Here is a 22,309-nt window from a genome sequence, read left to right on the forward strand (position 1 = left end):
GCGCACCCGGGTGCCTCGACCTTAGTTTCAGAATGATCGAACGGCGAGAGTTTCGATCATTCGCTCCGATTCTCTTGACGTTCGATCGGAGCCCCTTCAGGATTCCGGGCGACGCCGACGTCCGCCTCAGGGAGCATCATGCCCACGCCGCCCGAGAACCGTGAGCTCAGCCCGTACACCGGTTGGACCCGAGCGCACTGGGAGGCCGCGGCCGACGAACTCCTGCTGGCCGTACGCCCCTACGCCTCCCCCCGGCACGGACTGATCGACCTGCCCGGACCCCGCCCCAGCTGGTCCGGCATCCGCTCGGACGGCCTGGAGGGCTACGCCCGCACCTTCCTCCTCGCCGCCCTCCGCGTCGCCGGCGCGCGGGGCGACGACCCGCACGGCCACCTCGCCCGGTACGCGGTCGGGCTCGCCGCCGGCACCGAGGCGCCCGGCGACGACACCGACCCCGACTCCTGGCCCCGGCCCACCGACGTCCGCCAGGCGATCGTCGAGTCCGCCTCCGTCGCCCTCGGCCTGCGGCTCACCCGCCCCTGGCTCTGGGACGCCCTCGACGACCGCACCCGGCAGCGCGCCGCCGACTGGCTGCTGCCCGCCCTCGACCCGTCCCCCGTCGACAACAACTGGTGGCTCTTCGGCCTCACCGTCGCCGGCTTCCTGCAGGACGCCGGCATCGAGACCGACCGCGCCGCCGCCACGATCGACCGCTCCCTGGACCGGATCGAGCAGTGGTACCTCGGCGAGGGCTGGTACTCCGACGGCGACAACCGCGCCTTCGACCACTACAACGCCTGGGCCCTGCACTTCTACCCCGTCCTGCACGCCCACCTCGCCGGCGACCGGGCCCTGCTCGACCGCCACGGCCCCCGTCTGCACGCCCATCTGGACGCCTACACCCGCCTGTTCGACGCCAACGGCGCCCCCCTTCCCTTCGGCCGTTCCCTCACCTACCGCTTCGCCGCGGCCGCCGCCCCCTGGCTCGGCGCCCTCACCGGCCACACCCCGCTCACACCCGGCACCACCCGGCGGCTCGCCTCCGGCGCGCTGCGGTACTTCCTCGACCGCGGCGCCGCCGACTCCCGCGGCCTGCTCACCCTCGGCTGGCACGGCCCGTACGAACCGGTCCTGCAGAGCTACTCCGGCCCCGGCTCCCCGTACTGGGCGTCCAAGGGCTTCCTCGGCCTGCTCCTCCCGGCCGGCCACCCGGCCTGGACCGACCCCGAGCAGCCGCTGCCCGCCGAGAACGCCGACGCCGTCACCCCCCTTCCCGCGCCCGGCCTCCTCGTCCAGTCGACCGCCGCCGACGGCCTGGTCCGCCTCCACAACCACGGCAGCAACCACGTGAGCAGCCACCAGGCAGGCGAGGACGACTCCGGCTACGCCCGCCACGCCTACTCCACCCGCACCGGCCCCACCTCCTCACCCGAGGCCGCCGACAACCACTTCGCCCTGCTCATCGACGGCAAGGTCACCCGACGCGGCCCCGCCGTCCCGCTCGGCGCCGGCCCCGGCTGGGCCGCCTCCCGCCACACCCCCCTCCCGGGCGTCCACGTCCTCTCCGCGACCCTCGCCCACGGCCGCGCCGAGGTCCGCGCCCATCTCGTCACCGGCGCCCCGGAGGGCACCGCCGTCCGCCAGACCGGCTGGGCCACCACCCCCGGCGGCCCCACCGCCCAACTCCACCCCGTCCACGGCTATCCCCAGGACGCCGAGACCGTCCCGCTCGCCACCGGCGCCACCCTCCAGGGCCCGGACAGCCGCACCGCCGCCCTGCACGGCACGACCCACGGCCCCGAGACCCTCTTCGTCGCCCTCGCCTCCCTCACCGCCGAACCCGACCCGGCCCCCGTCAGCACCCTCGCGCACGTCCAGGTCGACGGCCGCACCCTCCGCGTCACCTGGCAGAACGGCACCACTTCCCAGCTCGCCCTCGACCCGGAGGACCTGTGAGACACCGCCGTACACCCGCCCGCGCCCTCGCCGCCGCCGTCCTGGCCCTTCCCCTCCTCACGCTCGCCCCGGCCGCCCAGGCCGCCGGGCCCACGGCCCATCGCCACCACGTCGACTGCTCGGCGGCCCCCGACCCGGCAGCCCCCGCCGACGGCTCGGCGGCCCGCCCCTGGACCACCCTCGCCGAGGCCAACGCCCACTCCTACGGCCCCGGCGACGAGCTGCTGTTCAAGCGCGGCACCACCTGCACCGGCACCCTGCAGCCGAGCGGCGCCGGCTCCGCCGGACAGCCCTTCACCATCGCCGACTACGGCGACGCCCCCGGCCGCGCCGTCATCGACGGCGCCGGCGCGCACGACGCCGTACTCCTCGCCAACACCCAGCACCTGCGGCTCACCCGCCTGGAGATCACCAACGCCGCCGCCCCCGGCACCGAACGCAACGGCGTCCGGCTCCGGCTCTCCGACTACGGCGCCGCGAAGAACATCACTCTCGACCACCTCTCCCTCCACGACGTGCGCGGCGGGGACTTCAAGACCCTCACCGGCTCCAGCGCCATCCACGTCGCCGTCGAGGGCACGACCGTGCCCAGCTGGTACGACGGCCTGGACATCCACCACAACACCATCCGGGACGTGGACCGGGAGGGCATCTACTTCAAGTCCCGCTTCTCCAAGCGGGACCTCGTGGGCAATCAGCAGGACCCGAACGCCTACCCCGGCCCGTGGACGCCCAGCCTGAACGTCCGCGTCCACCACAACACGCTGACCTCGATCGCCGGTGACGGCATCAAGATCGACACCACTCGCGGCGCCCGCGTCGACCACAACCGCCTCGACGGCTTCCAGCTCCGCTCCAAGGCGGCCAACGCCGGCATCTGGACCTTCAACACCGACGACACGCTCGTCGAGTACAACGAGGTGTCAGGCGGCGGCAACACCAAGGACGGCATGTCCTTCGACGCCGACGGCGCGTCCAAGGGAACCGTCTTCCAGTACAACCACAGCCACGACAACACGGGCGGCTTCCTGCTCATCTGCCCGTACAGCGGCGCCAAGGTCCTCGACACCGTGGTCCGTTACAACGTCAGCCGGGACGACGGCGCACGACTCGTGCAGAACTGCTGGGGCCCCATCCTGAACACGCAGATCTACAACAACACCTTCGTGAACCGCACCCGGATCCCGGCGTACCTCGTACAGGACGACACCGGCAGCCCGGCCACCACCCGGCACGAACTCGCCTTCCGCAACAACCTGTTCGTCAATGACGGACCCTTCGGCGGCTACGCCTTCAAGAACCCGACCCCCGACCTCTCCTTCTCCCACAACCTGTTCCACAACGTCCCCATGACCCGGCCCGACCCCGGCGGCGTGAAGGCCGACCCGCTGCTGCGCGCCGACTTCCGGCTCCGGACCGGTTCCCCCGCCCTGTCCGCTGGGACGCTCATCGCGGACAACGGCGGAAGGGACTGGTTCGGAAACGAGGTGTCGCCGACGTCGGTTCCCAACATCGGCGCGTACGAAGGAATTGGCGTCGACTAGCCAAAGAGGTTTGAAGCACCGCGGGAAGCGGGGCTGAAGCACGGCGGGAAGCGGGGCCTCAGTTCGGCCCGTACGAGCGGCCTGCCTTGGCGGACACCCCGCCGAGCAGGCCGCGCGGCGCCAGCTTCACGATCCCCATCAGCGCCTTGTACCGCGGGTCCGGGATGGACACCGACTTGCCGCGCGCCAGGTCGGCGAGCGCCGCCGTCACCAGCTTGTCGGCGTCCAGCCACATCCAGCCCGGGATGTTGTCCGTGCCCATCCCGGCCCGCTCGTGGAACTCGGTCCGCACGAACCCCGGGCACAGCGCCATCAGCCGCACCCCGCTGCCCGCGAGGTCCCGGGCCGCGCCCTGCGTGAACTGCACGACCCACGCCTTCGACGCCCCGTACGTGCCGCGCGGCACGAACGCGGCCACGGACGCCACGTTGATCACGCCGCCGCGGCCGCGGGTCCGCATCCCCGGCACCGCCGCCGCGGTCAGCCGCAGCACCGCCTCGCAGTGCACCGTGAGCATCTTCAGCTCGTCGGCCATCGACACTTCCAGGAACCGGCCCTTGTTCCCGAAGCCCGCGTTGTTCACCAGCAGGTCCACCGGGTTCTTCGGATCGGACAGCCGGGCCTCCACGGCCGCGATGCCCTTCTCCTCCGCCAGGTCCGCGGACAGCACCTCGGCCTCGATGCCGTGCCGGTCGTGGAGTTCGGTCGCCTGCTCGCGCAGCCGGGACAGATCGCGCGCCACCAGCACCACGTCGTGGCCGTCGGCGGCCAGCCGGCGCGCGAAGGCCGCGCCGATGCCGGCCGTCGCTCCCGTAATCAATGCAGTCGTCATACGCGGCACGTTAGTGCCCCGCCGACCGGCCTCACGCGGCGCCGTACTTGGCGGCGTAGGTCCGCGCGGCCTCCAGCAGCCCGGACTCCATCCACTCCGCCGCCACCAGCGTCCGCGGCAGCAGCGCGCGCTCCGTCGTCGCGGCCCGGTGCAGCAGCGCCACGGTGATGTCGTGGCCGGGGCGGTGCACCACGCTCACCGGGTCACCGGCGCGGATCTCGCCCGGCTCGATCACCCGCAGCAGCGCACCGGGCCCCGCCGCGGCCTCCGTGAAGCGGCGCACCCAGCCGGTCTCGCCCAGGAACCCGCCGAACGTGCGGCAGGGGATGCGGCCGCCGGTCACCTCCAGGACCAGGTCGCGGCCGATCCGCCAGCGCTCGCCGATCAGCGCGCCGTTCACGTCCAGTCCGCGGGTGGTGAGGTTCTCGCCGAACGAGCCGTTCGGCAGCGGCCGGCCCAGTTCCTTCTCCCAGAGGTCGAGGTCCTCGCGGGCGAAGGCGTACGCGGCGCGGTCGTCGCCGCCGTGGAACCGCAGGTCGCACACCGCGTCCCCGGCCACCCCACCGCCGGCGACGCCCTTCGGCCCGGGCGCCTCGACCCGTACCGGACCCTCGACGGGCCGCTTGTCGATGCCGGACGTCCCCGAGGGGGCGTCGGTGTACTCCACGGGCCGCGCCCGTCCGACGTTCACGCTGAGAAGCTCCATGGGCGCACCCTAGGACACCGCCCTCAAAGGCTCACCTGGATATTCGCCGTCGAGCCCAAGGGTCGCTTATGCTCGAAGAATGATCGAGGCCCGCCACCTCCGCGTCCTGCGCGCCGTCGCCGCCACCGGCTCCTTCTCCGCCGCCGCGCGCGAACTGGGCTGCACCCAGCCCGCGGTGAGCCAGCAGATGAAGGCCCTGGAGACCTCCGCGGGCACGCCGCTGCTCATCCGTACCGGCCGCGAGATGCGGCTCACCCAGGCCGGCGAGGCGCTGGTCCGGCACGCCGCGGGCATCCTCGCCGGCCTCACCGCCGCCGAGGAGGAGGTCGCCGCGATCGCCGGGCTGCGGGCCGGCCGGGTCCGGCTGGTGTCGTTCCCCAGCGGCAGCTCGACGCTGGTCCCGACGGCACTCGCCGCGCTGCGCGCCGCCCACCCCGGCACCCGGGTCTCGCTGGTCGAGGCCGAGCCGCCGCGGTCGGTGGAGATGCTGCGGGAGGGCGACTGCGACATCGCCCTGGCGTTCCGGTACGGCGTGAACGCGGCCGAGTGGGACGACCTGGTCGTCCGCCCGCTGCTGGCCGACCGTCTCGTGGGGCTGGTCCCCGAGGGGCACCGGCTGGCCGCGGCCGAGTCCGTCGGCATCGCCGAACTCGCCGACGAGTCCTGGATCGCGGGCTGTCCCCGCTGCCGTCGCCAACTGGTCGACGTGTGCGAGGCCGCCGGCTTCACCCCGCGGATCGACTTCGCGACCGACGACTATCCGGCGGTGGTCGGACTGGTGGGCGCGGGTCTGGGCGTGGCCGTGCTGCCGGAGCTGGCCATCGAGTCCGTCCGCCCCAAGGGGGCCCGCACGGTGGCCGTGGAGCCGGCGGTGGAGCGCGAGATCGTGGCCCTCACGCTTCCGGACCTGGCCCAGGTCCCGGCGGTCGCGGCCACGCTCGACGAACTCACCCGCGCCGCGACCCGCTGACACGCCGCCGCCCGGGGACACTCCCGCGTCCGCGTGACCGGAACGGCCCGCGGCCGTACGGGGTATGAGCCCTCACTCGTCCGGCGGAGCGCGGCGGGGCGCACCGCACGCCCTCGACCGCGTCCCGTACGCCGCCAGGGCGCCGCGCGGGCCGTACGAAGGCGTCGCCCGGCCTTTGCCAAGTGGTCGGCGTCAAACGTCAGATGAAACGTTCCTTCAGGTCAGGCGCGCCCCGCACCTGCCGAGCTGGTGGCCGATGCCCGTGCCGTGACCGGCGTCGCCGGCGCCGATGTGGTGATGAGGCGGTTGCGGGCCCGCCCCATGAGTTCTTCGCGTTCGTCCTCGGTGAGGCCGCCCCATACGCCGTAGGGCTCCCGTACGGCGAGTGCGTGCGCCGCGCACTGTGCGCGGACAGGGCACCGCATGCAGACCTCTTTTGCCGAGTTCTCGCGCGCACTCCGTGCCGCGCCGCGTTCTCCCTCGGGGTGGAAGAACAGGGAGCTGTCCACCCCGCGGCAGGCCGCGAGGAGTTGCCAGTCCCACAGATCGGCGTTTGGTCCGGGAAGGCGGGAGAAATCTGCCATTGCGCTTGTCCCCTTGAAACCGTGTCGAAACGGATAGGTGGGCGGTGTGGATGGCTGATGGACGCCAGGGCCGCTGCGGCCCTGCTGTGTCGCGTGCCCCGTCATCGCGCGAGCACGCCCCGACCGTACAACTACTGTCGCAGTAGATGTAAATATGACTCATTGCGAATCTAGCCACAGACACTGCGAAAAGGGAAGAAAACCCGCTGAATGGGGCATAGCTCCAAACGAAGGACGCATGGCGTGCGTCGCTCTCCTCCGCGCACGGGCCCTCACGTAGAGTGCCGATCGTCGCTGTCCGACCCGTAACTCTTTCGGGTGACCATCGTTGAGAGTGCGGAGCGGTTGAAGGAACAAGCGATCGGGCAGGTGTCCGAGAGCGTCAACCGCACAGGTGACGATACGTACCAGCCCTGGAGGCTCAAGGTGACGCGCATCAGCTGCGGAGGGCGGCCATGACTTCCGTCCTCGTCTGCGACGACTCCCCGCTTGCCCGAGAGGCGCTCCGCCGCGCGGTCGCGACCGTGCCCGGCGTCGAGCGCGTGACCACCGCGGCCAACGGCGAGGAAGTCCTCCGCCGCTGGGGAGCGGACCGCTCGGACCTGATTCTGATGGACGTGCGCATGCCCGGACTGGGCGGAGTGGAGACTGTCCGCCGGCTGCTCTCCGCCGACCCGGGCGCCCGCATCATCATGCTCACGGTCGCCGAGGACCTCGACGGCGTCGCGCTCGCGGTCGCCGCCGGCGCCCGCGGCTATCTGCACAAGGACGCCTCCCGCGCCGAACTGCGGGCCACCGTCACCCAGGCGCTCGCCGACCCGACCTGGCGTCTGGCGCCGCGCCGCCTCCGCTCGGCCGAGATGGGCGCCGCTCCCACGCTCACCGCGCGCGAGATCCAAGTGCTCGAGGGCATGAGCCACGGCCGGTCCAACGCGGAGATCGGCCGCGAGCTGTTCCTCTCCGAGGACACGGTCAAGACCCACGCCAGGCGACTGTTCAAGAAGCTGGGCGCATCGGACCGGGCGCACGCCGTCGCGCTCGGCTTCCGCTGGGGCCTGGTCCGCTAGCGCGTGGCCACGCGCATCCCCGTCCGCCCCGGGGCGGACGGGGTGGCCCCATCTCCTTCCGCGGCGCGTCCGTCTCCTCCCGGGGAGGACGGCTTGTGTCACTTCCCCGCGCGATGCCGCATCCTTGAGGTGTGGAGTTCCTCGGGGACGAGTCGATCGAGCGGAAGGGGAGGGCGCAGGAGATGACTTCCGGCGCGCCTGCTCATAACGCTTCGGTGCACAACTACGGACGCGATGACGCGAACCGTCGCGCGTCGGGGCACCATGGACCGATGCGCGACGACGAGACCGTGGGGTCCGCCACGCCCGCAGGGCCGGGGGAGATCGGAGCTCTCGTCCACCGTGCCGTCGAGGGCGACGAGCAGGCCACCCACGATCTGCTCGCCCGGGTGCACCCGCTCGCCCTGCGCTACTGCCGCACCCGCCTGAGCCGGCTGCCGGGCGACGCCCGCCACTTCGTCGAGGACCTCGCCCAGGAAGTCTGCGTCGCCGTCCTCATGGCGCTGCCGCGCTACAAGGACACCGGCCGGCCCTTCGAGGCCTTCGTCTTCGCCATCGCCGGACACAAGGTGGCCGACCTCCAGCGGGCCGCGATGCGGCACCCCGGTTCCACCGCCGTGCCCTCCGACGAGATGCCCGAGCGCCCCGACGACTCGCTCGGCCCCGAGGAGCGCGCGCTGCTCAGCGACGACGCCGAGTGGGCCAAGAAGCTGCTCGCCAACCTTCCGGAGAACCAGCGGGAGCTGCTCGTCCTGCGCGTCGCGGTCGGCCTGACCGCCGAGGAGACCGGTCAGATGCTCGGGATGTCCCCAGGGGCCGTGCGCGTGGCACAGCACCGCGCCCTGAGCCGCCTGCGGGCCTTGGCCGAGCAGTAAGTGTTGCCGAGCCGCGGCATCCCTTTCGTACACGTACGAAGGTCCAAACATTGCCGCTGATCTTGCTCGTGGAATGAGACACCGCTCCAGCCCGTTAGCATGGACATCCCGCACCGATCAAGGCCATTTGGGAAGGTGTCATGACTGCCAACGTCGACGGAGTGCCCGACAAATTCGCGACACTCGGGCTGACCTACGACGATGTGCTGCTGCTGCCGGGCGCGTCGGAGGTGCTCCCGAACGCGGTCGACACCTCGTCCCGCATCTCCCGCAACGTCCGGGTGAACATTCCGCTGCTCTCCGCGGCGATGGACAAGGTGACCGAGTCCCGCATGGCCATCGCCATGGCCCGCCTGGGCGGCGTCGGCGTGCTGCACCGCAACCTGTCCATCGAGGACCAGGTCAACCAGGTCGACCTCGTGAAGCGTTCCGAGTCCGGCATGGTCACCGACCCGATCACCGTGCACCCGGAGGCCACGCTCGCGGAGGCCGACGCCCTGTGCGCCAAGTTCCGCATCAGCGGTGTGCCGGTCACCGACGGCAACGGCAAGCTGCTCGGCATCGTCACCAACCGTGACATGGCCTTCGAGACCGACCGCTCCCGTCAGGTGCGCGAGGTCATGACCCCGATGCCGCTGGTCACCGGCAAGGTCGGCATCTCCGGTCCGGACGCCATGGAGCTGCTCCGGCGCCACAAGATCGAGAAGCTGCCGCTGGTCGACGACGCGGGCATCCTCAAGGGCCTCATCACGGTCAAGGACTTCGTCAAGGCGGAGCAGTACCCGAACGCCGCCAAGGACTCCGAGGGCCGGCTGCTCGTCGGTGCCGCCGTCGGCGCCAGCCCCGAGGCGATGGAGCGCGCCCAGGGCCTGGCCGAGGCGGGCGTGGACTTCCTGGTCGTCGACACCTCGCACGGCCACAACAGCAACGCCCTCAGCTGGATGTCGAAGATCAAGTCGAGCGTGAACGTCGACGTGATCGGCGGCAACGTCGCCACCCGTGACGGCGCCCAGGCGCTGATCGACGCCGGTGTGGACGGCATCAAGGTCGGCGTCGGCCCCGGCTCGATCTGCACCACCCGCGTGGTCGCCGGCATCGGCGTTCCGCAGGTCACCGCCATCTACGAGGCCTCGCTCGCGGCCCGCCCGGCGGGCATCCCGCTGATCGGCGACGGCGGCCTGCAGTACTCCGGCGACATCGGCAAGGCGCTGGCCGCCGGCGCCGACACGGTGATGCTGGGCAGCCTGCTCGCCGGCTGCGAGGAGTCCCCGGGCGAGCTGCTCTTCATCAACGGCAAGCAGTTCAAGTCGTACCGCGGCATGGGCTCGCTCGGCGCCATGCAGTCCCGCGGCCAGGGCCGGTCCTACTCCAAGGACCGCTACTTCCAGGCCGAGGTCGCCTCCGACGACAAGCTCGTCCCCGAGGGCGTCGAGGGCCAGGTGCCCTACCGCGGTCCCCTCTCCAACGTGCTGCACCAGCTCGTCGGCGGTCTGCGCCAGACCATGGGTTACGTCGGCGCCGCCACCATCGAGGAGATGGAGACCAAGGGCCGCTTCGTCCGGATCACCTCGGCGGGCCTCAAGGAGAGCCACCCGCACGACATCCAGATGACGGTCGAGGCGCCGAACTACAGCCGGAAGTAGCCGGCCGTAGCCCGCGCACGGGTGAGGGGCGGTTCCGGCATGCGGCCGGAACCGCCCCTCCGGCGCCTGTCGGGGATACTGGTAGGCGCATACGTAGAAGGAAAGGCCACACATCGTGACTGAGATCGAGATCGGGCGCGGCAAGCGCGGCCGCAGGGCGTACGCGTTCGACGACATCGCCGTCGTACCGAGCCGGCGCACCCGGGACCCGAAGGAGGTCTCGATCGCCTGGCAGATCGACGCCTACCGGTTCGAGCTGCCCTTCCTGGCCGCGCCGATGGACTCGGTCGTGTCGCCGCAGACCGCCATCCGCATCGGCGAGCTCGGCGGCCTCGGCGTGCTGAACCTCGAGGGTCTGTGGACCCGGTACGAGGACCCGCAGCCGCTGCTCGACGAGATCGCCGAGCTGGACCCGGCCACCGCGACCCGCCGCCTCCAGGAGATCTACGCCGCTCCGATCAAGGAGGAGCTGATCGGGCAGCGCATCAAGGAGGTGCGCGACTCGGGTGTGGTCACCGCCGCCGCGCTCTCCCCGCAGCGCACCGCGCAGTTCTCCAAGGCCGTCGTCGACGCCGGTGTGGACATCTTCGTGATCCGCGGCACCACCGTCTCCGCCGAGCACGTCTCCGGCGCGGCCGAGCCGCTGAACCTCAAGCAGTTCATCTACGAGCTGGACGTCCCGGTCATCGTCGGCGGCTGCGCCACGTACACCGCCGCCCTGCACCTGATGCGCACGGGCGCGGCGGGCGTCCTCGTCGGCTTCGGCGGCGGCGCCGCGCACACCACGCGCAACGTGCTGGGCATCCAGGTCCCGATGGCGACCGCCGTCGCGGACGTGGCCGCGGCGCGCCGCGACTACATGGACGAGTCCGGCGGCCGGTACGTGCACGTCATCGCGGACGGCGGCGTGGGCTGGTCGGGCGACCTGCCGAAGGCCATCGCCTGCGGCGCGGACGCCGTGATGATCGGCTCCCCGTTGGCGCGCGCCACCGACGCCCCCGGCCGGGGCCGGCACTGGGGCATGGAGGCCGTCCACGAGGACGTGCCGCGCGGCAAGCTCGTCGACCTGGGCATCGTCGGCACCACCGAGGAGGTCCTGGCGGGCCCCTCGCACACGCCGGACGGTTCGATGAACTTCTTCGGCGCGCTGCGCCGGGCCATGGCGACCACGGGCTACAGCGAGCTCAAGGAGTTCCAGCGGGTCGAGGTCACCGTCGCGGACTCGCAGCACCGCCGCTGACGCCTCGCGCGTACGGGGGAGGCCCCGCACCCGGTCCGGGTGCGGGGCCTCCCGTCGTTCACGCCCGGCCTAGCGGGCACCGCCCTTGCGGACGCCCGCGACGGCGCCGGCGGCGGCGAGGGCGAAGAACAGAACCGTGTACTTGTCCCGGAAGGCGAGGTCCCAGGTCTCCTCGATGAGGGCGGAGTGGTCGAGGAACATCCGGGTGAGCGAGATGTTCAGGTCCTGGCTGTTGATGACGGCGGCGATGACGAGCTCGCCGAGGTAGACGCCGCCGATCGAGAACACCGCGGCGGCCGCCTGCAGCAGCGGGTTGGCGCCGCCCGCCTTGCCCGCCAGGTAGCCGGTGAGGAAGCCGAGCCCCACGGCGCCCCAGCCGATCTCGATCCGGAACTCACCGCCGAACACGCCGTACACCACCCCGCCGATGAGCGCCACGATCACCGCCGCCAGGAGGCCGAGCGCGGGGCTGTCCCGCTCGGGCTCGGGGTCGGGCAGGTGCGGGAAGTGCTGGGACATGCTGTGGAATCCCCCCGGGACGTTTGAACGCACGTGCGAGCGTGAAAGCCCGGAGATTAGCAGTCCGTTCGGCGGCCGGGCCGGGGATTCGCGCCCCGGGCCGGCGCGGTCCGTCACACACGGAAGCCCCGCACCCGGGGGGTACGGGGCTCGGACCGGACGGCGTGCGTCCGCCCTGTGCCGTCCGGGCTACCCGTCCGCCTTGCGGACACCGGCGAACGCGCCGACGCCGGCGAGCACGAAGAAGAGGATCGTCATGATGTCCTTGCCCTCGTTCCACGCCTGGACCAGTACGTCGAAGTTCTGGAAGAACACCTCCATGAACGGCATCTTCAGCTCCTTCCCCGCGATCAGCGCGAGGGCGACGAGCTGCCCGAGGTAGACACCGCCGAGGGAGAACACGGCGGCGGCCACCTGGAGGATCCGGTTCGGTCCGCCGCCCGCCTTGCCGGCCGCGAAGCCCGCGAGGAAGCCGACGCCGATGGCGGCCCAGCCGATCTCCCGCTCGATCTCGCCGGCGATGACCCCGTAGACGATGCCGGCGACGAGCGCGGCGACCAGGGCCGCCGCGATGCCGAGCCCGAGGTGGGAGCGGGCCGGGACCGGCGGGGCGGGGTAGGGCGCGGGAGCGGGTGCGGCGCCGTCGGCGAACGGGTTGCCGGGCGGCGGAACGGGCTGGGACATGCTGGGGATCCCCCTGGAGGTGTGCGCACGGGTGTGCGAGCGAGAGGGCCGGAGACTAGCAGTCCGCTCCGACAGCCGTCGCCGGGATTCTCACAGCCGGTGCGCCGCGCCCGCGGGGGTCGCGCCGCGGGTGTCGAGGAGGAGCTGGGCCTTCACCGCCAGGCCCTGGAGGTCGTACGTGCGGTGGTGCTGCAGCAGGACCGTCAGATCGGCGTCGGAGGCGGCCTCGTAGAGGGAGTCGGCGCGCGGGACGGGCAGGTCGCGCACCCGCCAGTCCAGGACGTGCGGGTCGTGGAAGCTGACCGCCGCGCCCAGGTCCATCAGGCGCCGCGCGATCTCCGCGGCGGGGGCCGCCTGGCGGTCGGCGAGGTCCGGCTTGTACGTGACGCCGAGCAGCAGGACCCGGGCGCCGCGGGCGGACTTGCCGTGCTCGTTGAGGAGCGTGGTGCAGCGCTGGACGACGTACTGCGGCATCCGCTCGTTGACCTGGCTCGCCAGCTCCACCATGCGCAGCGGCCGGTGCGCGCCGAGGGTGTCGACGGGGACGCCGTGGCCGCCGACGCCGGGCCCGGGGCGGAAGGCCTGGAAGCCGAACGGCTTGGTCTCGGCGCAGCGGATGACGTCCCACAGGTCGACGCCGATCTCGTGGCAGAGCACCGCCATCTCGTTGACCAGCGCGATGTTGACGTGCCGGAAGTTGGTCTCCAGGAGCTTGACGGTCTCCGCCTCGCGCGGGCCGCGGGCGCGGACGACCTTGTCGGTGAGGCGGCCGTAGAAGGCGGCGGCGGACTCCGTGCAGGCGGGGGTGAGCCCGCCGATGACCTTCGGGGTGCCGGTGTAGCCGTGGGTGCGGCGGCCGGGGTCGAGCCGGTCGGGGGAGTACGCGAGGTGGAAGTCGCGGCCCGCGCGCAGCCCGGAGCCGGCTTCGAGGAGGTCGCGCAGGTGTCCTTCGGTGGTGCCGGGCGGGACGGGTGATTCGAGCAGGACGGTGGTGTGCGGGCGGAGCCGGGCGGCGAGGGCGCGGGCGGCGTCGGTGACGGCGGTGAGGTCGAGGGCGCGGTCGGCGCCGGGCGGGGTGGGGGCGCAGATGACGGCGGTGCGGACGCGGCCGAGTTCGGCGGGCTGGGTGGTCGGCCGGAAGCCCCCCGAGAGCATCCGGCGGATCTCCGAGGCGGTCAGGGAGCCGTCGACGGGTGGGCGGCCGGCGGCGAGTTCGGCGACGGCGCGCGGGTCGGTGTCGAAGCCGATGGTGTCGATGCCGGCGGCGATGGCGGCCTGGGCGAGGGGGAGTCCGTGGTGGCCGAGGCCGATGACGGCGAGATCAGCGGGCATGGAGGTGGGCCGTCCTTCCCAGTAGCCGGAGGGGACGCGGTGCGCAAGCCCTGTGGACAGAACGGGGCGAGTGCAATGTCAGACTAGGCGTAAATATGACCGATATGTGGCATTGCGGGGTCGAAGTTCGCCGAGTGTTATCCACAGAACGTGACGGGCGGTGGCTGAAGTCGGAGGGCCGGGACAGAATCGACTGTGAGCCCGACCACACGGGCGACCTCGCGGGGGTCACGGGGGACGACGGGAGGCAGCGGTGAGGACAGCGACACTGGGACCGGCGGAGCGCGCCGAAGCGCTCGCGGCCATGGCCGAGCGCGAGCTGGACGTGCTGGTCGTGGGCGCCGGGGTGGTCGGCGCGGGCACGGCGCTCGACGCGGCCACGCGCGGACTGGCGACCGGCCTCGTCGAGGCTCGCGACTGGGCGTCCGGCACGTCCAGCCGGTCGAGCAAGCTGATCCACGGCGGACTGCGCTACCTGGAGATGCTCGACTTCGCGCTCGTGCGGGAGGCGCTGAAGGAGCGCGGACTCCTCCTGGAACGGCTCGCGCCGCACCTGGTCAAGCCGGTGCCGTTCCTCTATCCGCTGCAGCACAAGGGCTGGGAGCGGTTCTACGCGGGCTCCGGCGTCGCGTTGTACGACGCGATGTCGGTCTCCTCGGGGCACGGCCGCGGCCTGCCGGTGCACCGCCACCTCAGCCGCCGGCACGCGCTGCGGGTGGCGCCCTGCCTGAAGAAGGACGCCCTGGTGGGCGCCCTGCAGTACTACGACGCCCAGATGGACGACGCCCGCTTCGTCGCCACGCTGGTGCGCACGGCGGCGAGCTACGGGACGAAGGTCGCCAGCCGGGCCAGGGTGATCGGCTTCCTGCGCGAGGGCGAGCGGGTGGTCGGGGCCCGCGTGCAGGACGTCGAGGCCGGAGCGGAGTACGAGATCCGCGCCCGGCAGATCGTCAACGCGACCGGGGTGTGGACGGACGACACCCAGGCGCTCATCGCAGAACGGGGGCAGTTCCATGTACGCGCGTCGAAGGGCATCCACCTGGTGGTGCCCAAGGACCGGATCCACTCGAACACCGGGCTGATCCTGCGGACCGAGAAGTCCGTGCTGTTCGTGATCCCCTGGGGCCGGCACTGGATCGTGGGCACCACGGACACCGACTGGGACCTGGACAAGGCCCATCCGGCGGCCTCCAGCGCCGACATCGACTATCTGCTGGAGCACGTCAACAGCGTGCTGGCGGTGCCGCTGACCCGGGACGACGTCCAGGGCGTGTACGCCGGGCTGCGGCCCCTGCTCGCCGGGGAGTCGGACGCCACGAGCCTGCTCTCGCGCGAGCACACCGTCGCCCACCCGGTGCCCGGGCTCGTGGTGGTCGCCGGAGGCAAGTACACGACGTACCGGGTCATGGCGAAGGACGCGGTGGACGAGGCGGTGCACGGCCTCGACATGCGAGTCGCGGCCTGCGTCACGGAGGACGTGCCGCTGCTCGGTGCGGAGGGCTACCGGGCGCTGTGGAACGCGCGGGCGAGAATCGCCGCCCGGCACGGGCTGCACGTCGTCCGGGTCGAGCATCTGCTCAACCGCTACGGCTCGTTGACGGAGGAACTGCTCGACCTCATCACCGCCGACCCGAGCCTCGGCGAACCGCTGGCGGCGGCGGACGACTATCTGCGGGCGGAGATCGTGTACGCCGCCTCGCACGAGGGGGCGCGGCACCTGGACGACGTGCTGACCCGGCGGACGAGGATCTCCATCGAGACCTTCGACCGGGGAACGCGCAGCGCGCGGGAGTGCGCCGAGCTGATGGCGCCGGTGCTCGGCTGGGACGAGCGTCAGATCGAGAAGGAGGTCGAGCACTACGAGAAGCGGGTGGAGGCGGAGCGGGAGTCGCAGCGCCAGCCGGACGACCTGACGGCGGACGCGGCCCGCCTGGGGGCGCCGGACATCGTCCCGATCTGACGGCGGGTCGGGCGGTTCAGGGGCAGAACGCGGAGTCCAGCAGGGCGCGTTGGAGTCCACGGCCGACCTGGCGGTCGGTGGTGACCCGGAAGACCAGGGTGCGGCGGCCGTCGGCGGTGACCGCGGCGCGGACGGCGCTGCCGGTGATCCGGCCGTTGTGCCCCCAGACGGTGAGCCCGCACGAGAGGCGCAGGGGCTGGACGGCCATCCCGTAGCGGCCGCCGGTGGCCGAGGTGTCGAGCAGCTCGCGCAGTTGGGCGGGCGGCAGCAGCCGGCCGCCGAGCAGGGCGGAGTAGAAGCGGCTCAGGTCGTCGAGGGTCGACACCAGTTCGCCGGCCGCGCCGGCGGTCCGGGGGTCGAGGAGGGGTTCGCCCGGACGGTGCGGGGCGGGCAGGGTGCGACGGGCGCCGGGGAAGGAGGTGCCGGTCAGGGAAAGGGGGCTGAGGATGCGGCGGTCCGCCTCGACGGCGTAGGGGCGGCCGGTGACGCGCTCGACGAGCAGGCCGAGCAGGACGTAGTTGGTGTTGGAGTACGCGAACGAGCCCACCGGGCCGGGGGCGTGGGCCAGAGCGGTCCGCAGCGCCGCGGCCGGGGTGGTGGGCGGAGGGGAGGCGCCGGCGCGGACGTAGTCGTACAGACCGCTGGTGTGGGTGAGCAGGGTGCGGACGGTGACGCGGGGGTCGAGCGGCCGGCCGGGGACCGGGTCGCCGAGCCGGGAGCGGACCGGGTCGTCCAGGCGCAGCCGGCCCTCGGCGGCGAGCTGGAGGACGACGGTGGCGACGAAGGTCTTGGTGAGGCTGCCGGCCCGGAAGCGTTCGTCCCGGCCGACGGCGGGCGCGCCGGCCGCCGTGAACCGGTCCGGGACGCCGGGTGCGGTCACCAGCGCGGCCGCGGCGGGGACGCCGCCCTCGGTGACGAACCGGGCCAGGACGGGAGGAGTCGGTTCGGCGGCGAGGGACGCCGGGGCCAGCCCGAGCAAGGCCGCGAGGGCGAGCGAGGCGAGTCGGCTGCCGACCGGTGGCATGGTGGGATTCCCTTCGTCCCGGGCCATGATTCCGGAGTGCGGACCCCGGAGCGGTACCGGTCCCGGTGTGAGGGACAATGGGCTGTCTTCCGGGGCGGGTTACCGCATCACAGCGGGACGCGGCGGACGCGGGCGAGGACGAGGGATCGCAGAGGGGACGCATGTCGGAGGCGGAGCAGTCGCGGAGCACGGCGCCGGAAGGTGTCGGGACCGACGACAACCGGGGTGTGGTTCCGGCGGCGCGCGAGGGGGAGCGCAAGGACGAGTCCGTCCCTGACGAACCCGCAGGCGCGAAGGCCGACGCGGACGCGGAACAGGGCAAGGCCGAGGCGGAGACCGGAGCCGGGGCCAAGGGTCCGAAGGACGCCGGGACGGTCGGGCTGACGAAGACGCCGAGCGAGGACGGCTCCGCCGCTCCGGCCGCGGCCGGCGGCAAGGGCGGGTCCTTCGGGAAGGTGCCCGCGCCGACGACCGAGGGACGGCTGCTGTCGGGCCGGTACCGGCTGGGCAAGGTGCTCGGCCGGGGTGGCATGGGCACGGTGTGGCGGGCCGTCGACGAGACGCTCGGCCGGACCGTCGCGGTCAAGGAACTCCGGTTCCCCAACAGCATCGACGAGGACGAGAAGCGCCGGCTCATCACCCGTACGCTGCGCGAGGCCAAGGCGATCGCCCGGGTCCGCAACAACGGCGCGGTGACGGTCTTCGACGTGGTCGACGAGGACGACCGGCCGTGGATCGTGATGGAGCTCGTCGAGGGCAAGTCCCTCGCCGACGCCATCCGCGAGGACGGCACGCTCACCCCGCGCCGGGCCGCCGAAGTCGGGCTCGCCATCCTCGACGTGCTGCGCTCCGCGCACCGCGAGGGCATCCTGCACCGCGACGTGAAGCCCTCCAACGTGCTGATCGCCGAGGACGGCCGGGTCGTGCTCACCGACTTCGGCATCGCGCAGGTCGAGGGCGACCCCTCGATCACCTCCACCGGCATGCTCGTCGGCGCGCCTTCGTACATCTCGCCGGAGCGCGCCCGCGGCCACAAGCCCGGCCCGGCCGCCGACCTGTGGTCGCTGGGCGGACTGCTGTACGCGTGCGTCGAGGGGAGCCCGCCGTACGACAAGGGTTCCGCCATCGCGACGCTCACCGCGGTGATGACCGAGCCGGTCGACCCGCCGAAGAACGCGGGCCCCGAGCTGGAGAAGGTCATCTACGGCCTGCTCGCCAAGGACCCGGCGCAGCGCCTGGACGACGCCGGCGCCCGCGCCCTGCTCGAAGCGGTGCTCGCCGCGCCCGTCGCCGAGCCGTCGCCGGAGGCCACCCGGGTCGTCCCGCTGCCGCCGGTCCCGCCGGCCGAGCCGTCGGCGCGGCCGCGGACGGAGAAGCCCGCCGACGCGGCGGCCGAGCGGCTGCGCGGTGCGCTGAAGTCCGTACGGAACGCGGCGGCCGCGGCGGCCGCCCAGCAGAAGCAGCAGCGGCAGCAGAAGCAGCAGCAGGGGCAGCAGCCGGCGTCCACGCCGGTGCGGGCCTCGATCACCGATGTCGTCCCGCGCCGGACGCTGGTGATCATCGCCGTGGTCGCGGTCCTGGCCGTGCTCGCCACGATCATCGCCATCGTGTCCGGCGGCGACGACGAGAACAAGGCCAAGGGCCGCAAGGGCGGTGACACGGTGGCCTCCTCCGGGGCGACCACCGGCGGCACCGGCACCGACGAGTCGCCGAGCGGCCCGGGCCAGCAGGGCGGCGAGAAGGGCGGCGGCGAGCAGGGCACCGGCGGCGCCGCGAAGCCGACCGGCACCCCGTCGGGCGGTGCGAGCACCCCCGGCGGCGGCGCGAAGCTGCCCGCGGGCTATGTGCAGGTCACCAACGCCCGCTTCCACTTCACCATGGCCATGCCCGCCGGCTTCAAGCTGACCGGCATAGCCGGGCAGAACTCCGGCGGCATATTCAGCGCCTCCGGCGGCTTCCCGCGCGTCCAGGTCGATTTCAACGACAGCCCCAAGGACGACGCCGCCGCGGCCTGGGCGGCCGCCGTCGGCGCGGTCTCCGCGAGCAGCAGCGGCTACCAGCACCTCGGCATCAAGAAGGTCGCCTACAAGGGCTACCCGACCGTCGCCGACTGGGAGTTCGAGCGCAACCAGCAGGGGATCCGCGTGCACGTGCTCAACCGCGGATTCAAGGTGGACGCCAAGCACGGCTACTCGATCATGGTCAGCTGCAAGGCGAGTGAGTGGAACGGTCCCGAGTGCCGCACGCTGCGGGAGACGGCGTTCGCGACGTTCAGCCCCAAGGACTGACCACGCCACGTATCGTGGAGGGTCGCGGACCGTACGCAGCCGAGCCGTGCCGCGAACTGTACGGGACCCGACCGGATATGACGGTTTCGCACTGACTGTGGGGCCGGGGGGACAGCGCGCTGCTGGGGAGGCGTCGTGGACGACTACGCGGGAAGGGTGCTCGCCGACCGTTACCGCCTGCCGTTGCCGCCCTCCGACGCGTACGAACTCGTCGAGACCCGGGCCTTCGACACGTACAGCGGGCAGGAGGTCCTGGTCCGCCAGGTCCCGCTGCCCGAGGTCGTCGACGCGGAGGTGCTCGACGCGGACGGCGGCGCGTACGGCGCGGGCCACGGCCACGGCGGCGCGCCCCGCCGCCTCGCCCAGGGCCGGGCGACCCGCAGGCCCAACGATCCGGCGGTCCGCCGCGCCATCGAGGCCGCGCAGGCCGCCGCGCAGATCCCCGACCACCCCCGGCTCGACCAGGTCTTCGACGTGTTCGCCGAGGCCGGTTCGCTCTGGATAGTCAGCGAGCTGATCCCCGCCCGCCCGCTCGCCGCGCTGCTCGCCCACCGCCCGCTCAGCCCGTACCGCGCCGCCGAGATCGCCTCCGACCTCCTCACCGCGCTGCGCGCGCTCCACGCCCACGGCTGGACGCACCGGAACATCACCACCCGTACGGTCCTGGTCTGCGACGACGGCCGCGTCGTCCTCACCGGCCTGGCCGCCGGCGCCGCCGAGGAGGCCCTCTGCGGCTACGCCCCGGTCCCGACCGCGGACCACGACGCGGAGCCGGACTTCGAGGCCCCGCCCGCCTACGAGGCCCCGCCCGCCTACGAGGCCCCGCCCGCCTACGAGCCCCCGCCCGCCTACGAGCCTCAGCCCACCCGCGAGGCCGGTGCCGAGCCGGAGCACCGGTCCCTCCCGGCCGCCCCACGGGCCCCGCACGTACCCGTGCCCCCGCACGCCCCGCAGTCCCCGTACGCACCCGACGCCCGCGACACCGACGGCACCGCACCCGGCGCATCCGCAGCCCCCGGCGCCCCCGACGACGGCTCCCTCCTGCCCGCGCCGCGCCGGACGGACGCCGGCGCGCTGGAGCCCGTACGGGCCGAGTCGCCGCAGGCCCCGCCGAGTTCGGCGGCCGACGTGCGGGCCGCCCGGGCCGGGGCGATCGCCGCGTACCGGGCGGGTGCGCGCGCCGCCGCGCGGACCTCCGAGGTCCGCGCCGCCCTGCCCGCCCAGCCGGAGCCCGCCGCCGAGGTGCGGCCGCCGGGCCGGCCCGCGCCGGCGGACGGCGCGCCCGAGCCGCAGTGGTGGGCGCAGACCGCGGACGACGACGAGGACGAGGACGACTACGGGCCCGAGCCCGGCCGCGCCATGCTCGCCGGCGCCTGGAGCGACGGGCCGCACGTCGCCCGCGACGGCGCCGCGCCCGTACCTGCCGGTGGCCTCCCGGCACGGGGCGCGGACCCGGCCTCCGACCGCCTGCCCGGACGCTGGGAGGAGGTGGTCGCCGCCGGCGGCCCCCCACCGGCCTACCGCGGCCCCGCCACCCCGCTCGCCGCCGAACGCGCCCGGCAGGCCCGGATCGCGCTGGTCGGCCCCGTCACCGAGCGCTGGGCCCCCGAGCAGGCGGGCCCCGTCCACGAGAACTGGCAGCTCGCCCCGCCCATCGGCCCCGCCACCGACCTGTGGGCCCTCGGCGCGCTGCTCTACCGCGCGGTGCAGGGCCATGCCCCGTACCCCGAGGACAGCGCGGCCGAGCTGGTCCAGCTGGTCTGCGCCGAGCCGCCGGCGTTCGCCGAGGAGTGCGGCCCGCTGCGGCCCGTCGTCGAGTCCCTGCTGCGCCAGGACCCCACGGAGCGCCCCGACTTCGAGGAGCTGCGCGGCTGGCTCCGCTCGCTGATCAGGTCCGCGCCGGAGCCGGAGGCGGGCGCCGCCGTCGTCCCGCTGCCGGCCGACGACCCGGCGCGGCTGCCGATCGTGCGCCGCCGCGGCGAGCTGGTCCGCAAGCGGCGGGGGCGCGGCGCGGCCGGCGGCCGCCACCGGCACAAGAAGGGCAAGGAGCCCCGTCGCGCGGCCGCGGAATTCCGGGCCGAGGAGCAGGAGTTCCACGAGGAGCTGCCGCAGTACGCGGCCAAGCCCCTCAAGACCCCGAAGGCCCCCAGGGCCCCCAAGCCCCCCAGAACGCCCAAGGCACCGAGACCGCCCAGGTCCTCCGGCAGCCCCCGGGCGCTCGGGCGCGTCCTGTTGCTCCTGGTCCTGCTGCTGCTCGGCGGAGCCGTCGCGTACGCCTTCCTCTTCATGCCCCGGCAGGGCGAGGAGGCCGGCGGGGCCGCGCCCCAGCAGCCCCAGCCGTCGCAGCAGACCGGGCAGCCCCAGCAGACCCCTCAGCCGCAGCCCACGCCCACGGCCACCCGGCCGTCGCGCACCGCCGCGCCCCCGTCCCCGCAGCAGCCCGCCCCCGACCTCGCCCCCGGCTACACCCTCCACAAGGACCGCGAGGGCTTCCAGGTCGCCGTCGCCAAGGGCTGGAAGCGCTCCGGCCGAAACGACGCCGGCCAGGTCCGCTTCACCAGCGGGGACTTCACCCTGCTCGTCGTGCCCGGCCGGGACACCGTGCAGGCCAACGGCTCGGACCCGATGGCCTACCAGCGCACCCGCGAGCGCGAGCTCCAGCCGTGGCGGGACTCCTCCTGGTCCGGGGCGACCGGGCTGCGCCGCATCGACGTGGGCCGACAGGCCATGGCCGAGGGCCAGTTCACCTGGCAGGACGACGAGGGCCGGGACCTGTACGTGCGCAACCTGGCCCTGATCGTCGACGGCCGCTACCACGTCGTCCAGGTCATCGGCCCGGACGCCCAGCGGGACAAGGTCTCCGAGGTCTACGAGCAGGCGGTGAAGGCCTACCGCGCCACCCGCTGAGCCCGGCGACGGTGGTCGCGTGCCACCCGCCGAAGCCGGCGACGCCCGTCGCGCGCCACCCGCCGGACCCGGCGACGCCCGCCGCGCGCCACCCGACCGAGGCCGCCGAGCCCCCGCCCCCTCCGGCGCCGGGCCCGTCCTCCGGTCACAGTGTCGTTCCTATGCCCGCCCCGAGGTT

General features: G+C 73.4%; 17 protein-coding genes. 10 read left to right on the forward strand and 7 right to left on the reverse strand.

Annotated features, from left to right (window positions below; translation table 11 throughout):
• Nucleotides 1-138 precede the first annotated feature (138 nt).
• Both ACNJ93_RS19150 and ACNJ93_RS19155 read left to right on the forward strand, forming a co-directional pair.
• The gene (locus ACNJ93_RS19150) at nt 139-1,956 is read left to right on the forward strand and encodes a DUF2264 domain-containing protein (RefSeq protein ID WP_418958609.1); all 1,818 of its coding nucleotides are present in this window, start codon (nt 139-141) and stop codon (nt 1,954-1,956) included.
• Nucleotides 1,953-3,500: a right-handed parallel beta-helix repeat-containing protein gene (locus ACNJ93_RS19155; RefSeq protein WP_418958610.1), complete on the forward strand. Its 1,548-nt coding sequence runs from the start codon at nt 1,953-1,955 to the stop codon at nt 3,498-3,500. The genes ACNJ93_RS19150 and ACNJ93_RS19155 overlap by 4 nt, the downstream gene beginning before the upstream one ends.
• A gap of 58 nt (nt 3,501-3,558) precedes the next feature.
• On the opposite strand, the gene ACNJ93_RS19160 is transcribed toward ACNJ93_RS19155, so the two are convergent.
• Both ACNJ93_RS19160 and ACNJ93_RS19165 read right to left on the reverse strand, forming a co-directional pair.
• On the reverse strand, nt 3,559-4,332 hold the full coding sequence (locus ACNJ93_RS19160; protein WP_418958611.1) for an SDR family NAD(P)-dependent oxidoreductase: 774 nt from the start codon (nt 4,330-4,332) through the stop codon (nt 3,559-3,561).
• 31 nt (nt 4,333-4,363) lie between these two features.
• On the reverse strand, nt 4,364-5,038 hold the full coding sequence (locus tag ACNJ93_RS19165; protein WP_418958612.1) for an MOSC domain-containing protein: 675 nt from the start codon (nt 5,036-5,038) through the stop codon (nt 4,364-4,366).
• A gap of 79 nt (nt 5,039-5,117) precedes the next feature.
• Between ACNJ93_RS19165 and ACNJ93_RS19170 the strand changes: the two genes are divergently transcribed.
• Nucleotides 5,118-6,008 carry a LysR family transcriptional regulator gene (locus ACNJ93_RS19170; RefSeq protein WP_418958613.1) on the forward strand — a complete coding sequence of 297 codons (891 nt, stop codon included), beginning with the start codon at nt 5,118-5,120 and terminating at the stop codon, nt 6,006-6,008.
• A gap of 221 nt (nt 6,009-6,229) precedes the next feature.
• Here ACNJ93_RS19170 and ACNJ93_RS19175 read toward each other — a convergent pair whose 3' ends face one another.
• Nucleotides 6,230-6,592, reverse strand: coding sequence for a WhiB family transcriptional regulator (locus tag ACNJ93_RS19175; RefSeq protein ID WP_418958614.1), 363 nt, complete (start codon nt 6,590-6,592; stop codon nt 6,230-6,232).
• A gap of 455 nt (nt 6,593-7,047) precedes the next feature.
• On the opposite strand from ACNJ93_RS19175, the gene ACNJ93_RS19180 reads away from it, so the two are divergent.
• From ACNJ93_RS19180 to ACNJ93_RS19195, 4 genes are all read left to right on the forward strand, one after another.
• The gene (locus ACNJ93_RS19180; protein WP_003948568.1) at nt 7,048-7,659 is read left to right on the forward strand and encodes a response regulator transcription factor; all 612 of its coding nucleotides are present in this window, start codon (nt 7,048-7,050) and stop codon (nt 7,657-7,659) included.
• 272 nt (nt 7,660-7,931) lie between these two features.
• Nucleotides 7,932-8,534 (forward strand): sigma-70 family RNA polymerase sigma factor, encoded by a 603-nt coding sequence (locus ACNJ93_RS19185; RefSeq protein ID WP_418958615.1) that lies wholly within the window; start codon nt 7,932-7,934, stop codon nt 8,532-8,534.
• A gap of 140 nt (nt 8,535-8,674) precedes the next feature.
• Nucleotides 8,675-10,177 (forward strand): IMP dehydrogenase, encoded by a 1,503-nt coding sequence (gene guaB / locus ACNJ93_RS19190; protein ID WP_418958616.1) that lies wholly within the window; start codon nt 8,675-8,677, stop codon nt 10,175-10,177.
• A gap of 115 nt (nt 10,178-10,292) precedes the next feature.
• On the forward strand, nt 10,293-11,417 hold the full coding sequence (locus ACNJ93_RS19195) for a GuaB3 family IMP dehydrogenase-related protein (RefSeq protein WP_418958617.1): 1,125 nt from the start codon (nt 10,293-10,295) through the stop codon (nt 11,415-11,417).
• A gap of 69 nt (nt 11,418-11,486) precedes the next feature.
• Here the strand turns inward: ACNJ93_RS19195 and ACNJ93_RS19200 are convergent, their stop codons facing one another.
• From ACNJ93_RS19200 to ACNJ93_RS19210, 3 genes are all read right to left on the reverse strand, one after another.
• Nucleotides 11,487-11,936 carry a hypothetical protein gene (locus ACNJ93_RS19200; RefSeq protein ID WP_418958618.1) on the reverse strand — a complete coding sequence of 150 codons (450 nt, stop codon included), beginning with the start codon at nt 11,934-11,936 and terminating at the stop codon, nt 11,487-11,489.
• Nucleotides 11,937-12,125: 189 nt separating this feature from the next.
• Nucleotides 12,126-12,620, reverse strand: coding sequence for a hypothetical protein (locus ACNJ93_RS19205; protein ID WP_418958619.1), 495 nt, complete (start codon nt 12,618-12,620; stop codon nt 12,126-12,128).
• A gap of 90 nt (nt 12,621-12,710) precedes the next feature.
• Nucleotides 12,711-13,952, reverse strand: a complete 1,242-nt coding sequence (locus ACNJ93_RS19210; protein ID WP_418958620.1) for a nucleotide sugar dehydrogenase — start codon at nt 13,950-13,952, stop codon at nt 12,711-12,713.
• 253 nt (nt 13,953-14,205) lie between these two features.
• On the opposite strand from ACNJ93_RS19210, the gene ACNJ93_RS19215 reads away from it, so the two are divergent.
• Nucleotides 14,206-15,912, forward strand: a complete 1,707-nt coding sequence (locus tag ACNJ93_RS19215; RefSeq protein ID WP_418958621.1) for a glycerol-3-phosphate dehydrogenase/oxidase — start codon at nt 14,206-14,208, stop codon at nt 15,910-15,912.
• Nucleotides 15,913-15,928: 16 nt separating this feature from the next.
• Here ACNJ93_RS19215 and ACNJ93_RS19220 read toward each other — a convergent pair whose 3' ends face one another.
• Nucleotides 15,929-16,936, reverse strand: coding sequence for a serine hydrolase domain-containing protein (locus ACNJ93_RS19220; RefSeq protein ID WP_418958622.1), 1,008 nt, complete (start codon nt 16,934-16,936; stop codon nt 15,929-15,931).
• Nucleotides 16,937-17,097: 161 nt separating this feature from the next.
• Between ACNJ93_RS19220 and ACNJ93_RS19225 the strand changes: the two genes are divergently transcribed.
• Together ACNJ93_RS19225 and ACNJ93_RS19230 are read left to right on the forward strand one after the other, a co-directional pair.
• A complete protein-coding gene (locus ACNJ93_RS19225) occupies nt 17,098-19,224 on the forward strand; it encodes a serine/threonine-protein kinase (protein ID WP_418958623.1) in 2,127 nt (708 codons plus the stop codon).
• Nucleotides 19,225-19,359: 135 nt separating this feature from the next.
• A complete protein-coding gene (locus ACNJ93_RS19230; protein WP_418958624.1) occupies nt 19,360-22,131 on the forward strand; it encodes a protein kinase in 2,772 nt (923 codons plus the stop codon).
• The last annotated feature ends 178 nt before the right edge of the window (nt 22,132-22,309 follow it).

Origin of the sequence: Streptomyces tritici (assembly GCF_048500665.1) — a bacterium.
GTDB lineage: Bacteria > Actinomycetota > Actinomycetes > Streptomycetales > Streptomycetaceae > Streptomyces > Streptomyces tritici.